The following is a 16,328-nucleotide window of genomic DNA, read 5'->3' as shown; positions in this document are numbered from 1 at the left end:
TTCTTATTATACGACACTCAGAGAGTCAACTGTATTTGTGAGCAGTCGTTTTAGGTGTTCCTCAATCTTCACAAATGTGTAAAAAATTACCATCAAGTGGTGAGCCTATCTGCAATGAAGCACAGCGTCTAGTAGAAAGATAAAATTTTTAATATAACAATAAAAGTTATGTCTATGGTGTAAATACTTAACTTTTTATTTACTTGTAAGTCATCATTTGGCAATGAAAGTTGACGGATGATGTCTCTATAATAAAAAGGAGTGATGGAAAACTATCTATCATTTATTAAATTGATAAGCTTTGGTCATACATAGTGTCCGTTCTGACCAAAGCTTTTTTGTCCCTGTGCTTTTTAAATGTGCGTTGAGGATATTGGGGTCAATCATTGGACTTGAGTAAGGAGACGATATGAAAATTGGTGTAATCAGTGCAGATAGTGCGAGTGAGAGTCGGGTTGCGCTAACCCCAGACGCGGTTAAAAAGTTGCGCAAACTTGGGTTCGACGTGGTCGTGCAGTCAGGAGCAGGAGAAGCGGCATATTACGCGGATAAGTTGTATCAGGCCGCAGGTGCCGATATTGCCATGAGTAGTACTGAGGTCGTCACACAGTCGCAAATTATTACCACAGTCCATGACTTGCCAGCAGCGACAACGGACAGCCTAACCTCTGGTCAAGTAATCGTTGGTATGCTCGACCCTTATCGTAATACTCAGCTCGACACTTATGCTGCTAAAGGGGCAACAGCATTTGCGATGGAGCTATTACCTCGCACCCTTTCACGCGCACAAAACATGGATGTCTTGTCATCACAGGCCAACCTTGCTGGTTATAAAGCGGTATTGCTAGCAGCCAATGAATACTCACGTCCATTTCCTATGTTTATGACGTCAGCAGGGACGGTCAAGCCAGCCAAAGTGGTCATCTTGGGTGTCGGTGTCGCCGGTCTACAAGCGATTGCGACGGCAAAGCGTCTAGGTGCTGTAGTAGAGGCCAGTGATCTGCGTCCTGCGGCAAAAGAGCAAGTCGAGTCACTTGGGGGTAAATGGCTGGATGTACCGATGAGTGCAGATGAAGCACAAAAAGCAAAAGCAACGGGAGGTTATGCATGGACGCCCTCAGAGCAATACATCAAAGACCAAGCTGCAGTGGTAGACAAAGCCTTGACCAACGCTGACATCGTGATTACAACGGCACAAATCCCCGGTCGACAAGCACCGCGCTTGGTGCACGGGGCCACGATTGCCAAGATGAAAGCAGGCTCGGTATTGATCGACATGGCAGCAGGGACGGGCGGCAATGTAGAGGGCAGTCTCCCTGATCAAACCATTACTACCGATAACGGTGTACGTATCGTTGGTGCAGCCAATATTCCCTCAATGCTTGCTGCGCAGTCCTCAGATTTATACGCCAATAATCTTGTTAACTTTATTACGACTTTGCTTGCGCCCAGTATAGATGAGGCTTCAGTGAATAAACTGGCACTCAACTTAGACATGGCAGATGAGATTCAAGGAGCCTTGGCCGTGACGCACGAAGGTCAGCTCCGTCTTGCCAAGCGCTAAGTTTGGATGGTTTGCTATTACACATTTGCCAGACACGAATAAATTTTTAGGAGGATAAGATGATTGCCACTGTTTTAGCTGCCGCACCAGTCGGTGCAGCCATGAGTAGCACACCCTTTGTCGCGATTTTTACGGTATTTGTACTTGCGGTTTTTGTCGGATACTACGTCGTTTGGGGCGTAACCCCTGCATTGCACACGCCATTGATGGCGGTAACCAATGCTCTATCAAGTATCGTCATCGTGGGTGCGATGCTACAGACAGTTACCATTGATGGTTCGATGTTTACGCCAACCAGCTTACTTGGTGCCTTCGCGGTCTTTTTAGCCAGTATCAATATCTTTGGCGGTTTTGCTGTGACTGAGCGTATGCTGGCGATGTTCAAACCCAAAGCAAAAAAAGCCCCTGCTCTTGAAACTAATGCAAAAGAAACTGGAGGCGACGCATGAATGATTTATCAATGCTGATCGCAGCAAATGCAGATTGGTTCTACTTGGTTGGTGCCATTCTTTTTGTCTTAACCTTACGTGGCTTATCTAGTCCAAAGACCGCCGTTCGTGGTAACCGTTTTGGTATGGCAGCGATGGCGATTGCCGTTGTGACGACGTTCTTTTTGGCAGAAGGCCCTGTCCTTTGGTTAATCATCGGAGCGATGATTTTAGGTGCGCTTGTCGGTATGTGGAAGGCAAAAACAGTCGCAATGACCCAAATGCCAGAAACAGTTGCGTTGATGCATTCATTTGTCGGTCTGGCCGCGGTTGCGATTGCACTTGCGACGGTATTACATACTGAGCAGCAACATGGTGCAGTGGCTCGGGTAGAGTTATTTATCGGCTGCTTTATCGGTGCGATTACTTTTTCAGCCTCGGTCTTTGCTTTTGGTAAACTGGCAGCAAAAAGCTGGGCGAAAACCTTGGTCGGCGGCTGGGTAAAACCCGTTCAAGCGCTATTATTCATTGCGATGATTGGTTTTGGCGGCGTGTATTTCGTCACAGATTCATTGCCCGCTTTTTATGCCATGGCAATGATTGCAGTCATATTCGGTTGGATGTGGATTGCGCCTATTGGTGGCGGTGACATGCCAGTGGTTGTATCTCTGTTGAACTCATTTTCTGGTTGGGCGGCGGCTGGCATTGGTTTTACGCTTGGCAACTCGATGTTGATTATCGCAGGCTCACTCGTTGGTTCATCAGGGGCAATCTTATCTTATATCATGTGTAAAGCCATGAACCGCTCATTATTGAATGTCTTGTTTGGCGGTATGGGAACCTCAGCCGTCACAGCAGGTGGCGATGAGGGCGCACCGAAAAATTACAAAGCAGGCTCAGCAGAAGATGCTGGTTTCTTAATGGCCAATGCCAGTAGCGTAGTGATTGTACCAGGTTATGGTATGGCACAAGGCCGCGCACAAAATGCGGTCAAAGAGCTATACGAGTTATTAAAAGAAGAAGGCGTGAATGTGCGCTTTGCGATTCACCCAGTCGCTGGTCGTATGCCAGGTCATATGAACGTGCTATTGGCGGAAGCGGATGTACCCTATGATGACATTTTAGAGATGGATGAAATCAATTCAGACTTCGCGAGTACCGATGTGGTCTTAGTCATTGGTGCAAACGATGTCGTAAACCCGTCTGCCAAAGACGATCCAGCGTCACCCATCTTTGGTATGCCAATTCTAGAAGTCAGCAAAGCCCAAACCGTTATGGTTATTAAGCGCTCAATGAGTACAGGCTACGCAGGCTTAGACAACAGCTTATTCTATATGGATAAAACCATGATGATCTTCGGTGATGCCAAAAAAATGGTAGAAGAGATGGTGCGTAGTGTCAATGGCGGCGGTCACTAACGCTTAGCGCATGTTCTTAAATAGAAAAAGTCACTATGGTGGCTTTTTTTGCGTTAAAGTGTGCGACGTTTACGCTCCCATTGCTTTATATAGGCGATCACCCAGTCCAAATACAATGTGATAAGAGATTTATTTATGAATATGCTACTGCGTTTTTTTATTATGATCAGTTTGCTCAAGCAACAGTTAAAGCAGCAATCAGCGAGTGAGACGCTCAGTCTAGAGACCTTGATTGCACCAACCACCCGCCATTATCGAGTTTTACCACATGACATGGGCTTTCGTGATCATCTGCCCAATTATCGTTATCTGTCTTTTATTGAATTAAACGTCACTCGCTGGCTGATGGCATGCTGTCATCAAAAAGGTATTCAATCTTTAGGTTGGGTAATTGCTATGCAAGAGATGGTCTATCTAAAAGAAATCAAATTTTTGAGTAAGATGACAGTCAATAGCGTACTGGCTGGCTGGGATCACAAATACATCTATTTTGAACATCGCTTCTTCGTGAAAAACCAACTCATGAGCGTTGGTATGACTAAATTTGTTTTGAAAGGTAAAAAAGGAAAGCTGCAAACGCCAGAAGTGCTAGACATGCAGGGAGAGCAACTTACAGATGTCATTAGCACATGGAATACACATCAAGTAGCTATAAAATCATCCAAATCAAAGGTGAGTGTATAAATAACGCACCTATAATCATCGGGCAAATTTTGGTAGGATAGAGCCTATTAAGTCGATAACATGGTTTTATAAAAACGACTGATATTTTATAAAAATGATTAACCATTAAGGAGCCACTATGACCCCGCAAAAACTAAAATGGACAGACAGCTTAGACATCGCGATTGAGCTTTATGAAAAATTTCCAGAGACAGATCCGCAATACATACGCTTTACAGATTTGCATCGCTGGGTGACTGAGCTTGAAGGTTTTGATGATGATCCGCAAAAATCAAATGAAGGCATCTTAGAAGCCATTCAAATGAATTGGATCGATGAAGCCGACTAATCGTTTCGGTTTTTTAACGTTGCCATCCATAAAAATTCAATAAATAAATTAAAAAGGCCGCATCATGACATCACAAATTAAAGAGTTATCAGAAGCGATAGCTTGCAGTGGCATTAGCGTACGTACGACCAACAACGCTGAGATTAGCTATGAGACCGCCAAGCTGGGTAGATTATGGCAAAAGTTTTATCAAAATCATGCAGGTCAACTTCCTGAAGGCGAGGACATTTATGGTATCTATCATAACTATGAAAGTGATGATTTAGTCGGTGCTTTTGATGTGGTCGCTGGTTGGCAGACGACTAATGAGCAAGAGGGAGTAGCGTCAACAGATAATGTAGTTGCGGTAGAGATTCCTGCTGGCAAGTATTTAGTATTCTCTGAGCAGGGCAATATGCCCAATACGGTCATGAATGCTTGGGAAAAAGCTTGGGAATATTTCAATGCGGCAGACTGTGAGCATACTCGAACGTTTAATGTGGATTTTGAGCGTTATATCGATGGTAATCTAGAGTACGGTCAAGTGGATCTTTATATCGGTATTGAATAGAGATAGTAAGCTGCCTATAAATTAAACTACAAGAGTTTTTTTTAGAGGTACAGTATGCGTTGATGATATGGTGATCTTATTTATCAATGACTCAATCACTTCTAAACTAAATATTCGGTTATCGAAAAATCACTGGTTTAAGATTACGAAAACTTACTCAGCCTTTTCCGTTTTACAGTATATTCAGTAGTATGTCTATATGAGAAGGTTCTCAAAGACGTTAAAGATGGATAGCAAAAATGGACGATGATAATATTTCAGTTTACGAGTTAGGAATAATTAAGAATGCACTGCGTGGACGCGTATTGGATGTAGAGGATTTCAGAACAGAAGGTATGCTTAGCGAAGATGAGGAAGACATGAATAATAAAGTCGACGCTTTCCAAGCAGAGCTAATCAACATACAGCAAAAACTTGAAGACCTTCCGGCCGATCAAGGTATCAATCTTTAGAGCATTCTTAATTCATTTAATCTCCAAGAAATTATCGACATATCACTCAAATATACGGTTTTTAGCAATTGAAAATAAGAAAAAAGCGCCTTCTATCTATATGAGAAGGCGCTTTTTTTAATCTTATACGATTGAGATTAGTACCATTAATTCAACAACAAATTCTCTAAAATCCCTTCATAAATCTGCGCAAGTCTTCCTAAGTCATCCACTTCTACTTTTTCATCAACCTGATGAATCGTCGCATTACGTACACCAAGCTCCACAACTTGTGCACCTGTTGGCGCGATAAAACGTCCATCTGATGTACCGCCAGAGGTGGATAGTGTGGTATCGACATCGGTTACGGTTTTGATGGCTTTTTGACAGGCTGAAACCAATTTACCTTCAGGTGTCAAGAATGGCTGACCGGATAACTTCCAATTAATGTCGTAACTGGCCTTACTATCCGCAAAGTATTTATCAAAGATAGCGTGCGTTTTTGCTTTTAGCGCATCTTCTGTGGTTTCCGTTGAGAAGCGAAAGTTAAAGACCACCTCTAAGGTTTCAGGAATGACGTTGGTTGCGCCCGTACCGCCATTGATATTTGATATTTGCAAAGACGTCGCTGGGAAATAGTCATTGCCCTCATCCCACGTAGCAGCCGTCAATTCTGTCAAGGCTGACATGGTGGCATGGATAGGGTTAGAGGCCAGATGCGGATAAGCGACATGACCTTGCTTGCCCGTGACCGTAAGTACCGCGCCCAATGAGCCACGGCGACCGTTTTTGATAATGTCGCCAAGCGTGTCGGTACTTGATGGCTCACCAACAAGACAGTAAGTGATTTTCTCATTACGCGCTTCTAAGGTTTCAACGACTTTCACTGTGCCATTGACTGACGGCCCTTCTTCATCAGAAGTGATTAAAAAAGCAATAGAGCCATTATGCTCAGGATGGTTTTGCACGAAGCGTTCGGCTGCGATGGTAAACGCTGCAATGCCAGTTTTCATATCAGCGGCCCCGCGTGCCCATAGATATCCATCTTGGATGGTTGGGGTAAAAGGTGGATACGTCCAATGGCTTTCATTACCTGTGGGTACTACGTCAGTATGACCAGCAAAGCAAATGACGGGGTCAGTCGTGCCACGGCGTGCCCATAAGTTTTTGACTTCGGCATGTTCGCCGCTTTGTTTTCTATCACCAAAGTACATAAACTCACAGTCAAAGCCCGCTTGCTCTAATCGTGCCGACAATATATCTTGGCAACCATCATCGTCTGGTGTCACTGAAGGGCGTTCGAGCAATTCGATGCTCAAATCTAGCGTCGCTTGTTGGTGAGTCGTCTGTTGATGAGGGTTAGATTGAGTGTTTGCATCAGACATGAATAAACCTTTTATATAAAGTCAATATTTAGAGTTAAAGTTGAAAATGATTTAATTGTTTTCTTCCACAAATGGGACCAAACCATCTCGGCGCATCCAAGTGGCAATAGAATAGCGCTGACGGTGGGCTGTTTGCACTTGATGTCGTAGATCGCTATCGAAGATGATGAGTCTATTGGCAACTGGCATCACTTCATGATGAAAGCCATGTTTATCAACAACTTCTAGTGCGCCGCCGTCAGTAGGTTCCCAGTCATCATTGAGATAAAAAACGGCTGAAATAACGCGTTCATCACGTCCAGCAGGATTGTCACTGTGCCACTGATAGCCAAAACCAATTGGATAGCAGGCATAATGTGCTTCACTATGGCGAATACCGGCGAACAAGCTACGATTGAATAAGGAGGCAAGGGCATTGATACTTTGCAAGTAATAATAGCCAGCAAAGAAGTTCTCAGTAATCCAGCGGATTTTATCACCGCGAATATCACTGACGCGGACGCCCGCGGTCAGCTCTGCATCACGATAATCTACAAAACCGCTCTCTACCTGCAAGGCAAGCAGCGCCTTAGTCTCAAACACATCGTCAATGATCATCCATCCATCATTAACAAATGTATCAAGCTGCGTATCGGTGAGATTGTCTTGCCAATTTATATCGAAATCTGCTGACTGCAATACCTCTTGGGTTGGCGGTTGCTCAGTATCATTGTGGCCATGCGGAAACAATAATGGCGGGTTGTCCTGACCGATCGGATTCTGGGCCACGATGTCTGTCACGTCAAGATTGCTAATAATCTTCGTCATTTCATCTCATTCTTATCAATCAGCTGTCAATATACCGTCAATTAGGCTGTTTTTATTGAAAGCACTTACTAAAACCACATTATCTTTTACTCTGCCTATGCTACCATAGATGCAATTTTTCTTATTTAAACTTTTGAGATTATGAACTATAAACACGCCTACCACGCTGGTAACTTTGCTGATGTGGTTAAACACATTTTATTGGTACAACTGCTCAATCAATTGGGGCAGAAAAACAAACCTTTTTATGTGCTTGACGCTTATGGCGGTCGTGGACTGTATTCACTGAGCAGTGAAGAAGCGCGCAAGACAGGAGAAGCCAAAGGTGGTATCCAAGCTTTATTGCAAGCAGATATCGAAAAGGCACCAGCTGCTGTCAAAGATTACATGGAAGGCATTAAGCAAGCCAGGTTCACTTATGACAGCAAAGTGTATCCTGGTTCTCCTTGGTGGGTTGCTCATCATATTGAAAAAAATCCTGAGGTAGGCGTCCGTGGTGAGGCATTTGAAGCCAAGGCCACCGAATATGATGCACTAAATTATCAACTACATAAGTTGCCAATCGGCATTCAACATCGAGATGCTTTTGAAGGGATTACGGCCGTTATTCCACCAAAAGAAAAACGTGGCTTGATCTTTCTTGATCCCCCTTATGAGCAAGAGCATAAGGATTTCACGCGTCTCATCAATCTATTAGTCGCTGCTTATAACAAATGGCCTCAAGGCACGTATGCGCTTTGGTTCCCTATTAAGAATATGGAAGCGGTTGAGCTGTTTTATAAAAAGCTTAAGCGTACCGAAATGCGTCGCCAGCTAGTGTGTGAGCTAAACATTTATCCAAACGATGTAGCAGTAGGTCTGAACGGCACGGGTTTATTGGTTATCAATCCGCCTTGGCAATTTGACAATCATGCGCGTGAAATATTACGCTTTTTACAGCCTGCATTAAAGGTAGCAGATGCACCAGATTTAACGCCTGATAGTGCGACTAATGTGCGCTGGCTGGTCGGCGAGTAACCATGCTAGCAATGACGCCATGTTGGTAATAAGGATATTGAGATGACTAACAAGCAGCCACCAAGCAACCAATCAGATAATACACCGTTAAACGATGGATTGTTACAAGACAGTGCGGCCACCCAGCCGCCCTTCGTCGACGAGCATGAGTTCAATATTCGCCTAGCGGATAATGACAGTTATGATGGCTTGACCTTTGAGGTGATTGAAGCAGAAGTCGCGGAAGGCAAGCGAGTGGTCAGCCGCGGCGTTTATTTAGCGCCCAATTTGATTACGACCTTGTCTCTACTGTCAGGCTTTTACTCGATCTTGGCGAGTACGCAAGGCGAGTTTTATAAAGCCTCGCTAGCCATCTTTTTGTCTGCCATTTTGGATGGTGCAGATGGTCGCGTTGCGCGGATGCTGAATGCACAAAGTCCTTTTGGCGAGCAATATGATTCACTGGCGGATATGTTAGCATTCGGTGTGGCACCCGCTATCTTGATTTATAGTTTTGCCCTGCAGTCATTAGGTCGTATCGGTATCGGTTGTGCCTTTGTCTTTACTGCTTGCGCGGCATTCCGTTTGGCACGGTTCAATGTGCAGGTTGGTATCGTTGATAAAAAATATTTTGTTGGTTTGGCCAGCCCGCTTGCTGCTATTTTAGTCACGTCTGCAGTGATGGTTGCCATTGATCATAATGAATGGATAGGGCAATATGATACGGCAATCATGTTGTTGTTTGCCGCTTGGGTAGTGACTTGTGGTTTGTTAATGGTCAGCAATGTTAAGTACTACAGTTTTAAAGAATTCGACAAAAAGAAAGTTCCTTTTGTGGTTCTGATCGTCGGTGTGCTGGTAATGAGTATCGTGCTATATGATATACCAGTAGGTATCTTAGCCATTGGGGTTATTTATGCGTTGTCAGGTATTGTCACCACTTTACGTATGCGTCTCTAACCTGGCTTAATGCTTATACAGATATATTCTTTAATATCTATAGTTGATACTAAATGAATAATTTTATAATGAGACATATTGCCTATTGAGTGCAATATGTCTCATAAAGATGTAAGACACGAAGTTTTGTATGTTTATAACCCTTGTCTATATAAGCTTTATATCCCTCTTATTGAATATAAACATCCTTCATTTTACTTTCTGCTAGCCTCAGTTGTTCGTCGCTTTCGTGAGCCGAACAGCTAAACTTATCCCCCTCGTTTTATATATACTATCCCAATCTCCATTGACTCATAAAACCTCTCTACGCTATCTTCATTCCCTCTCATACTCAAAAATAAAAAAATTTCAAGCTCAATTTATAGCTTTTGAATAGTGAAAACATGTTTTTTTATTTCTATTTTGTTGCAGGTAGTGCTTTTTAAAAAAAGAGGCGTATAGTGTGTGTGAATTAGATGAGCTTGCTTCTGAAGGTTTTATACCTTGTATATTGTGTGTAATATTGTTCTGGCATTCAGACAAAATTTAACATTGGAGTAAGCTTTTCTGAATTATTGATACCCTCTTAGTAAATCGATTTACCAATTCCCAATCTCACAGGATTAAAAAACAGAGCATAACTGCTACTGTTTTTTAATCCTGTGTTACTTATTTGATTAGGTAGATGAACGTTGAGATTTACATTATCGGTTATTGTTGCAATCTATTGACCTTGTTTGCACTCTTTACAGCGTTAGAATTGCCGTATATTTTCTTTGCTAAGTTAAGAGTATGAATAAGGTCAAAGTCCAGTGTCATTTCTCTGATGTCCGCTATGAGATTGTAACAGTTACTGGGTGTCTCTAAAACTTGGCAAATGTTAATAAGACTAACCGAATATAAGGTTAACAAGGCATGACGTTTTTCAAATTACCAATCTGGCTCAAAGCCAACTTAGTAGTCTTGATAAGCAGCTTGCTCCTGACCGCCTGTGATACAGGGATATTAGATCCCAAAGGCGAAGTTGGCGTGCAAACTAAAGAGCTTCTCATTGTTACTACTATCTTGATGTTGATTGTGGTTATACCAGTCATCGTCATGACAGTCTGGTTTACCTACCGCTATCGTGCGGATAGACCAGATGCTGATAAAGACTTCGATCCGCAGTGGTCACACAACACTTGGATTGAAATAGTAATGTGGACTATCCCCATTATTATTATTGCTATCTTGGCTGTGATTACGTGGAAAAGTACCCACGCACTCGATCCTTATAAGCCGCTAGAGACGACAAGCGAAAATCCACCGCTTGTGATTCAAGTTGTGGCGCAAAACTGGAAATGGTTGTTTATCTACCCAGAGCAAGATATTGCCGTCGTCAATGAGCTTTATATGCCTGTAGATCGACCAGTTAGCTTTAAGATTACCTCTGATTCAGTCATGAACTCATTCTTCATTCCGAGACTTGGTGGCCAAATTTATGCCATGTCAAGCATGGTAACGCAGCTACATTTAGTTGCCAATGAACCAGGTATCTATAATGGGCTATCTTCTAACTATAGTGGTCCTGGTTTTTCAGATATGAAGTTCTTGGTTCATGCTGTTGACAATCAAGGTTTTGATAATTGGGTAGCCAAAGTTAAAGCTGAGGACAATAAAGTTCTTGATACCGCTGTCTATGAAGAATTAGCGAAACCATCAGAGAACCATGCCATCGAATACTTCAAATCGACGCAACCTAATATGTTTGATTATATTGTGAATCAGTATGGTTCAGATACCAAACAACAAAATCAGTTTGTAGCGCCAAATGAAGTCAACCAGCGTGATAATGAAGTCGCTGTGGTAGAAGGTATAGAGTCTGATTTGAAGGAGGATGGTGAAGGTAGTATCAACCCAGCAGCGCCATCAAATAAAGATGATGCGCAAGAAGATGACGCTCACTAATAGGAGAGGCGACTATGGAAGCAATACTCGGTAGATTGTCCCTCGAGGCAATACCTTACCATGAGCCTATCATTATGATGGCTGGTGGTATGATGGCCTTGGCTGGGCTAGCGGTTTTAGTTTTTCTAACCAAAAAGAAGCTTTGGGGTACACTTTGGCATGACTGGCTAACCTCAGTTGACCATAAAAAAATTGGTATCATGTATATCGTTGTAGCCATCGTTATGTTACTACGCGGTTTCAGTGATGCCATTATGATGCGTACCCATCAGATGCTGGCCAACTATCCTGAGACAGGATATTTGCCTCCGCATCACTATGATCAGATTTTCACGGCCCACGGCGTGATCATGATTTTCTTCGTCGCTATGCCATTGGTTGTAGGACTAATGAATGCGATTGTACCTTTACAGATTGGCGCACGTGATGTGGCCTTTCCGTTCCTAAACTCATTGTCATTTTGGCTATTCGTTACCGGTGCTCTATTGGTCAACGTCTCGCTAGTAGTTGGCGACTTTGCCGCGACAGGCTGGTTGGCTTATCCACCATTATCAGAGCTAAACTTCAGTCCGACAGTGGGGGTGGATTATTATATCTGGGCCTTGCAGTTATCAGGATTAGGAACGTTGCTGACGGGTGTCAACTTCTTAGTAACTATCTTAAAGATGCGTGCCCCTGGCATGAATCTGATGCATATGCCTATTTTTACTTGGTCAGCACTTTGTACCAATATCTTGATCGTTGCCGCTTTCCCAGTATTAACCGCAACGTTAATTATGCTGACGCTTGATCGCTACTTTGGTATGCACTTCTTTACCAATGATGCTGGCGGCAACGTCATGATGTATATCAACCTGATTTGGATTTGGGGTCACCCAGAAGTTTATATCTTGGTATTACCAGCTTTTGGTATTTTCTCAGAAGTCATATCGACTTTCTCGCAGAAAAAACTGTTTGGCTACGTCAGTATGGTTTATGCCATTCTCGTCATTGCTGTTTTAAGTTTCATCGTTTGGTTGCATCACTTCTTCACGATGGGCTCAGGCGCCAATGTTAATGCCTTCTTTGGTATTACCACCATGATTATTGCCATTCCTACAGGGGTTAAGGTCTTTAACTGGCTGTTTACCATGTATCGCGGCAAGATTATTTTTGGTACCCCGATTATGTGGACCATTGGTTTTATCATTACCTTTACGGTTGGTGGTATGACAGGCGTTATGCTAGCGGTTCCTGGTATTGATTATGTGTTGCATAACAGTCTGTTCTTGATTGCGCATTTCCATAACACCATCATTGGTGGTGCGGTATTTGGTTATTTTGCAGGCATTGCATTCTGGTGGCCGAAGATGTTTGGCTATCGTTTGGACGAAAAATGGGGCAAACGCGCTTTTTGGGGCTGGATCATTGGTTTCTTCACAGCCTTCATGCCGCTATATGTTCTAGGTTTCTTAGGTATGACACGCCGTACCAACCATTATGCTAATGATTCATGGCAGTTCTGGTTAATCATTGCTGCTGTTGGTGCTTTTATTATCATGTTCGGTATTTTCAGCCAGTTGATGATGTTCTATGTCAGCTATCGCGACCGTAAACGTCTTGCTGATGTTAGTGGTGATCCTTGGAATGGTCGTACTTTGGAGTGGAGCACACCGTCACCTGCACCGTTTTATAACTTTGCTCAGTTGCCGGTCATTAACGATCTTGATGCCTTAGCTTATCTGAAAGACAGTGGTTGGACGTCAGACAAAGCGCCTAATTACTACAGCCCAATACATATGCCTAAAAATACAGATTCTGGTGTGATTATTGGTCTGCTGACCTTTGTCTTTGGTTTTGCTTTTGTTTGGCATATCTGGTGGTTAGTAATAGTGTCTTTCTTCGTCATGATTTTCTTTGTTATTCGTGAAGCCAATAAACGTGATATCGATTATATCGTACCGGTTCATGAAATTGAAAAAGTTGAAAATGCTTACTATGAGCGTCTTCGTACGGCACACGCAGGAGACGGATTATGAGTGGTACCGAAAGTATGAATAAACAAGAAGTAAATAGTAATTTGCCAGACGACAACGGTGAGGAGTTGTTGCCGTCTGATGATCATAATAAAGGCAATATAGATTACTTTAACCATAGTGACCCGCACCATCCAGACCATTTGGACGCACAGGGCAATAAAGTCTTGGGTTTCTTTATTTATTTAATGACCGACTTGATTTTGTTTGCGACGTTTTTTGCCACTTATGCAGTGTTGAATGTTGGTGTGGCAGATGGTCCAGGTCCTAAAGATATTTTCGACCTTAAGTTTGTTTTAGTTGAGACCTTCTTGCTACTAATCAGTAGTATTACTTTTGGTTTTGCTATGCTTGGTGCTTATCAGAACAACATGGCAAAGCTTAAGACTTGGCTGATTATTACTGCATTATTCGGCATGGGTTTCATTGGGATGGAGATCTATGAATTCCATCACCTGATTGTCGAAGGCTTTGGACCTGATCGCAGTGCTTTCTTATCGAGCTTCTTTAGCTTAGTCGGTTTGCATGGTATCCACGTAACAGTCGGTATCTGCTGGTTATTCTTTACGCTGTTCCAGTTAAACAAATTTGGTCTTTCTGAGCGTATGATGACGCGTTTAAGATGTCTAAGTCTGTTCTGGCACTTTTTGGATATCGTGTGGATTTGCGTCTTTTCACTAGTGTATCTAGTAGGAGTGGCATTATGAAAAATGAGAATTTGCATGCAGCTCAGCAGGCTCATGCACATGGGGATGTCAGCCACGGTCAGAGCAGTCATGGTAGTAAAAAGAGTTACCTTACCGGCTTTGTACTATCGGCAGTCTTAACGGTCATTCCGTTTTGGCTAATAATGAGCGGTACAATGTCAGGGACCAGTGCAATTTGGATGATTGGTATCTTTGCAGCTGTACAGGTTTTTGTACAAGTTTACTTCTTTTTGCATATGGACTTTAGCCCTGAGCAGCGCAATACGCTTTATAGCTTTTTGTTCACGTTGTTTGTGGTTGCGATTGTCATGGTCGGTTCTTTATGGATCATGCACAACGCTAACGAACACATGATGCCTGGCATGGGTCAAGATATGAATATGGACATGGGTATGGGTATGGACGAAGAGATGCCTATGCAAATGCCTACCAATGCAGATGGTACACCTCGATTAGACCGTGAGCTTGAAGGTTTTGAGGATAGGTTAAATCTACCAGATACGTATCAACCTCATACGCAGGGTAATCCTGCTACCACGCAAGAAGATCACTCAGATATGTCTGATCATTCAGACATGCCTGGAATGCAACAGTAGGGCAGTCACTGCCGTTATTATCTGCGCTATTAATTTGGCGTATGTAAGCTATCGCAAATGCCCCAATGATGGGTCGCTGGTTGAGGACTCATCATTGTTCTAGATGGTAATATTTTACCGATGTAATTAAGGTATTTGACGATATTAACTGATGGATAATCATGAATAAACTTGCACAGTTAAAACTCGATGTTGCCAAACAACCGCTTGTTCAGGTGATAAAACCTGGCATCGTCTTTGGTAATGCTATCACCGTGTTGGGTGGCTATTTTTTAGCCGCTAAAGGCAACCCCGATTGGCTGGTATTGCTTCAGGTCTTGATCGGGACCTTAACCGTCATAGCTTCTGGTTGTGTGATTAATAACATCATCGACCGTGATATCGACTCAAAGATGGAGCGAACTTGTGATCGCGTTTTGGTCACAGGCGAGCTCTCTATTGCGCATGCGATACTTTATGCGATTGTGCTACTGGGCATTGGTGTATTATGTCTAGCAGCGACCACGCCATTGGCTCTATATTCGGCTTTGTTCGGCTATGTCGTTTATGTCGGATTTTATAGTCTGTATTTCAAACGTCAATCCGTTTGGGGTACGTTTATTGGCAGCTTCTCTGGTGCTATTCCTCCAGTGATTGGTTATGCCGCGCTGACGCCTTCTATTGATGGTGTGTATTGGGTGCTATTTGCGATGTTTGCCATTTGGCAGATGCCGCATGCGTATGCCATTGCTGTGTTTCGCAAAAAGGACTACAGCGCAGCCAGTATTCCTGTACTACCAGTCAAGCACTCGTTTAGAACAACCCAGTGGCATATTGCCATCACTATTGCTCTTTTCTTAATTGTGGGTAGTTTGCTCACAGCGTTAAATGCAACTGGCTATTGGTATTTGGGAGTTCATCTATTGTTATCAGGCTATTGGCTGTTTATCGCCATGAAACCGATTAAGTTCGATAGCGAACAAGACCAAGTTCAACAACAGATAAAATGGGCGTATAAAATCTTTGGACTATCCATTATCATCATGATGGCATTATGTTTGATGATGGCGATTGATTACGTATAGAGTTGATTGGTTGTAGACAGTTCAGCAGTCATGATTCCAAAAGCTGGAACCATTGTAGCTCCAATCTTAAATATTGTTAATGAATACCATCAAAAAGCCACTAGCATGTATAGTGGCTTTTTTTATGTCCATTGATCTTATAAGAGATATTTACCTATTAAACCCGCTTTCTTATAAATAAGCCAACCTATTAAAATCTATAACTCATTGAAAAATATCTAGTATTCAAAATGAGGTAGGATAAATCAACAATTAACTCGAATAAGCGCTTGCTAACAAGATAAAACCCCGTATAATGCCACCCAGTCGAAAGGGAAGGTTAGTTGGATATCTGATTGATTCAGGTCATTCAAACAAACTTAAAATAAACCCTTGACACTAAGAATAAAGCGTCTATAATACGCACCTCATTAAGGCAAAGCAGTTAATAACTGAGTGAGTAATCACTAAAATTAGCGAGCTAACTTAT

16 protein-coding genes are annotated in these 16,328 nt (G+C 42.7%); 14 read left to right on the top strand and 2 right to left on the bottom strand.

What is annotated here, in order from left to right:
• The first annotated feature begins 409 nt into the window (after positions 1 to 409).
• The 7 genes from CIK80_RS04140 (at position 410) to CIK80_RS04110 (ending at position 5,424) form a co-directional block, all read left to right on the top strand.
• Complete coding sequence (locus tag CIK80_RS04140; protein ID WP_095568974.1) at positions 410 to 1,564, top strand: NAD(P) transhydrogenase subunit alpha; 1,155 nt, start codon at positions 410 to 412, stop codon at positions 1,562 to 1,564.
• A gap of 101 nt (positions 1,565 to 1,665) precedes the next feature.
• Positions 1,666 to 2,013: a proton-translocating transhydrogenase family protein gene (locus CIK80_RS04135; protein ID WP_218830319.1), complete on the top strand. Its 348-nt coding sequence runs from the start codon at positions 1,666 to 1,668 to the stop codon at positions 2,011 to 2,013.
• Between the two features lie 11 nt (positions 2,014 to 2,024).
• Positions 2,025 to 3,410, top strand: coding sequence for an NAD(P)(+) transhydrogenase (Re/Si-specific) subunit beta (locus CIK80_RS04130; RefSeq protein WP_179288348.1), 1,386 nt, complete (start codon positions 2,025 to 2,027; stop codon positions 3,408 to 3,410).
• Between the two features lie 135 nt (positions 3,411 to 3,545).
• On the top strand, positions 3,546 to 4,094 hold the full coding sequence (locus CIK80_RS04125; protein WP_095568971.1) for an acyl-CoA thioesterase: 549 nt from the start codon (positions 3,546 to 3,548) through the stop codon (positions 4,092 to 4,094).
• Positions 4,095 to 4,212: 118 nt separating this feature from the next.
• Positions 4,213 to 4,422, top strand: a complete 210-nt coding sequence (gene iscX / locus CIK80_RS04120; RefSeq protein ID WP_021812734.1) for a Fe-S cluster assembly protein IscX — start codon at positions 4,213 to 4,215, stop codon at positions 4,420 to 4,422.
• 64 nt (positions 4,423 to 4,486) lie between these two features.
• Complete coding sequence (locus CIK80_RS04115; protein ID WP_095568970.1) at positions 4,487 to 4,972, top strand: GyrI-like domain-containing protein; 486 nt, start codon at positions 4,487 to 4,489, stop codon at positions 4,970 to 4,972.
• A gap of 239 nt (positions 4,973 to 5,211) precedes the next feature.
• Entirely contained in the window at positions 5,212 to 5,424 is a 213-nt protein-coding gene (locus CIK80_RS04110; protein WP_095568969.1) for a hypothetical protein, read from the top strand.
• Between the two features lie 146 nt (positions 5,425 to 5,570).
• Here the strand turns inward: CIK80_RS04110 and dapE are convergent, their stop codons facing one another.
• Complete coding sequence (dapE, locus tag CIK80_RS04105; protein WP_095568968.1) at positions 5,571 to 6,788, bottom strand: succinyl-diaminopimelate desuccinylase; 1,218 nt, start codon at positions 6,786 to 6,788, stop codon at positions 5,571 to 5,573.
• A 51-nt stretch (positions 6,789 to 6,839) separates the two neighbouring features.
• Positions 6,840 to 7,595, bottom strand: a complete 756-nt coding sequence (locus tag CIK80_RS04100) for a 2OG-Fe(II) oxygenase (RefSeq protein ID WP_095568967.1) — start codon at positions 7,593 to 7,595, stop codon at positions 6,840 to 6,842.
• Between the two features lie 141 nt (positions 7,596 to 7,736).
• On the opposite strand from CIK80_RS04100, the gene rlmJ reads away from it, so the two are divergent.
• From rlmJ to cyoE, 7 genes are all read left to right on the top strand, one after another.
• On the top strand, positions 7,737 to 8,612 hold the full coding sequence (gene rlmJ, locus CIK80_RS04095) for a 23S rRNA (adenine(2030)-N(6))-methyltransferase RlmJ (RefSeq protein WP_095568966.1): 876 nt from the start codon (positions 7,737 to 7,739) through the stop codon (positions 8,610 to 8,612).
• Between the two features lie 42 nt (positions 8,613 to 8,654).
• Positions 8,655 to 9,551 (top strand): CDP-diacylglycerol--serine O-phosphatidyltransferase, encoded by an 897-nt coding sequence (gene pssA / locus CIK80_RS04090; RefSeq protein WP_257011682.1) that lies wholly within the window; start codon positions 8,655 to 8,657, stop codon positions 9,549 to 9,551.
• Positions 9,552 to 10,445: 894 nt separating this feature from the next.
• Entirely contained in the window at positions 10,446 to 11,477 is a 1,032-nt protein-coding gene (cyoA, locus tag CIK80_RS04085) for a ubiquinol oxidase subunit II (RefSeq protein WP_084387241.1), read from the top strand.
• Positions 11,478 to 11,491: 14 nt separating this feature from the next.
• Positions 11,492 to 13,495 carry a cytochrome o ubiquinol oxidase subunit I gene (gene cyoB / locus CIK80_RS04080; protein WP_228139896.1) on the top strand — a complete coding sequence of 668 codons (2,004 nt, stop codon included), beginning with the start codon at positions 11,492 to 11,494 and terminating at the stop codon, positions 13,493 to 13,495.
• The gene (gene cyoC, locus CIK80_RS04075) at positions 13,492 to 14,199 is read left to right on the top strand and encodes a cytochrome o ubiquinol oxidase subunit III (protein ID WP_257011681.1); all 708 of its coding nucleotides are present in this window, start codon (positions 13,492 to 13,494) and stop codon (positions 14,197 to 14,199) included. The genes cyoB and cyoC overlap by 4 nt, the downstream gene beginning before the upstream one ends.
• Positions 14,196 to 14,795 (top strand): cytochrome o ubiquinol oxidase subunit IV, encoded by a 600-nt coding sequence (gene cyoD / locus CIK80_RS04070; RefSeq protein ID WP_084387242.1) that lies wholly within the window; start codon positions 14,196 to 14,198, stop codon positions 14,793 to 14,795. The genes cyoC and cyoD overlap by 4 nt, the downstream gene beginning before the upstream one ends.
• A 161-nt stretch (positions 14,796 to 14,956) precedes the next feature.
• Complete coding sequence (gene cyoE / locus CIK80_RS04065) at positions 14,957 to 15,859, top strand: heme o synthase (protein ID WP_095568965.1); 903 nt, start codon at positions 14,957 to 14,959, stop codon at positions 15,857 to 15,859.
• Positions 15,860 to 16,328 lie beyond the last annotated feature (469 nt).

The sequence above is a fragment of the Psychrobacter sp. JB193 genome (assembly GCF_002285555.1).
Taxonomy (GTDB): Bacteria; Pseudomonadota; Gammaproteobacteria; order Pseudomonadales; family Moraxellaceae; genus Psychrobacter; species Psychrobacter alimentarius.
The sequence above is the reverse complement of the archived record's forward strand: the minus strand, read 5'-3'. Positions and strand labels throughout refer to the sequence as shown.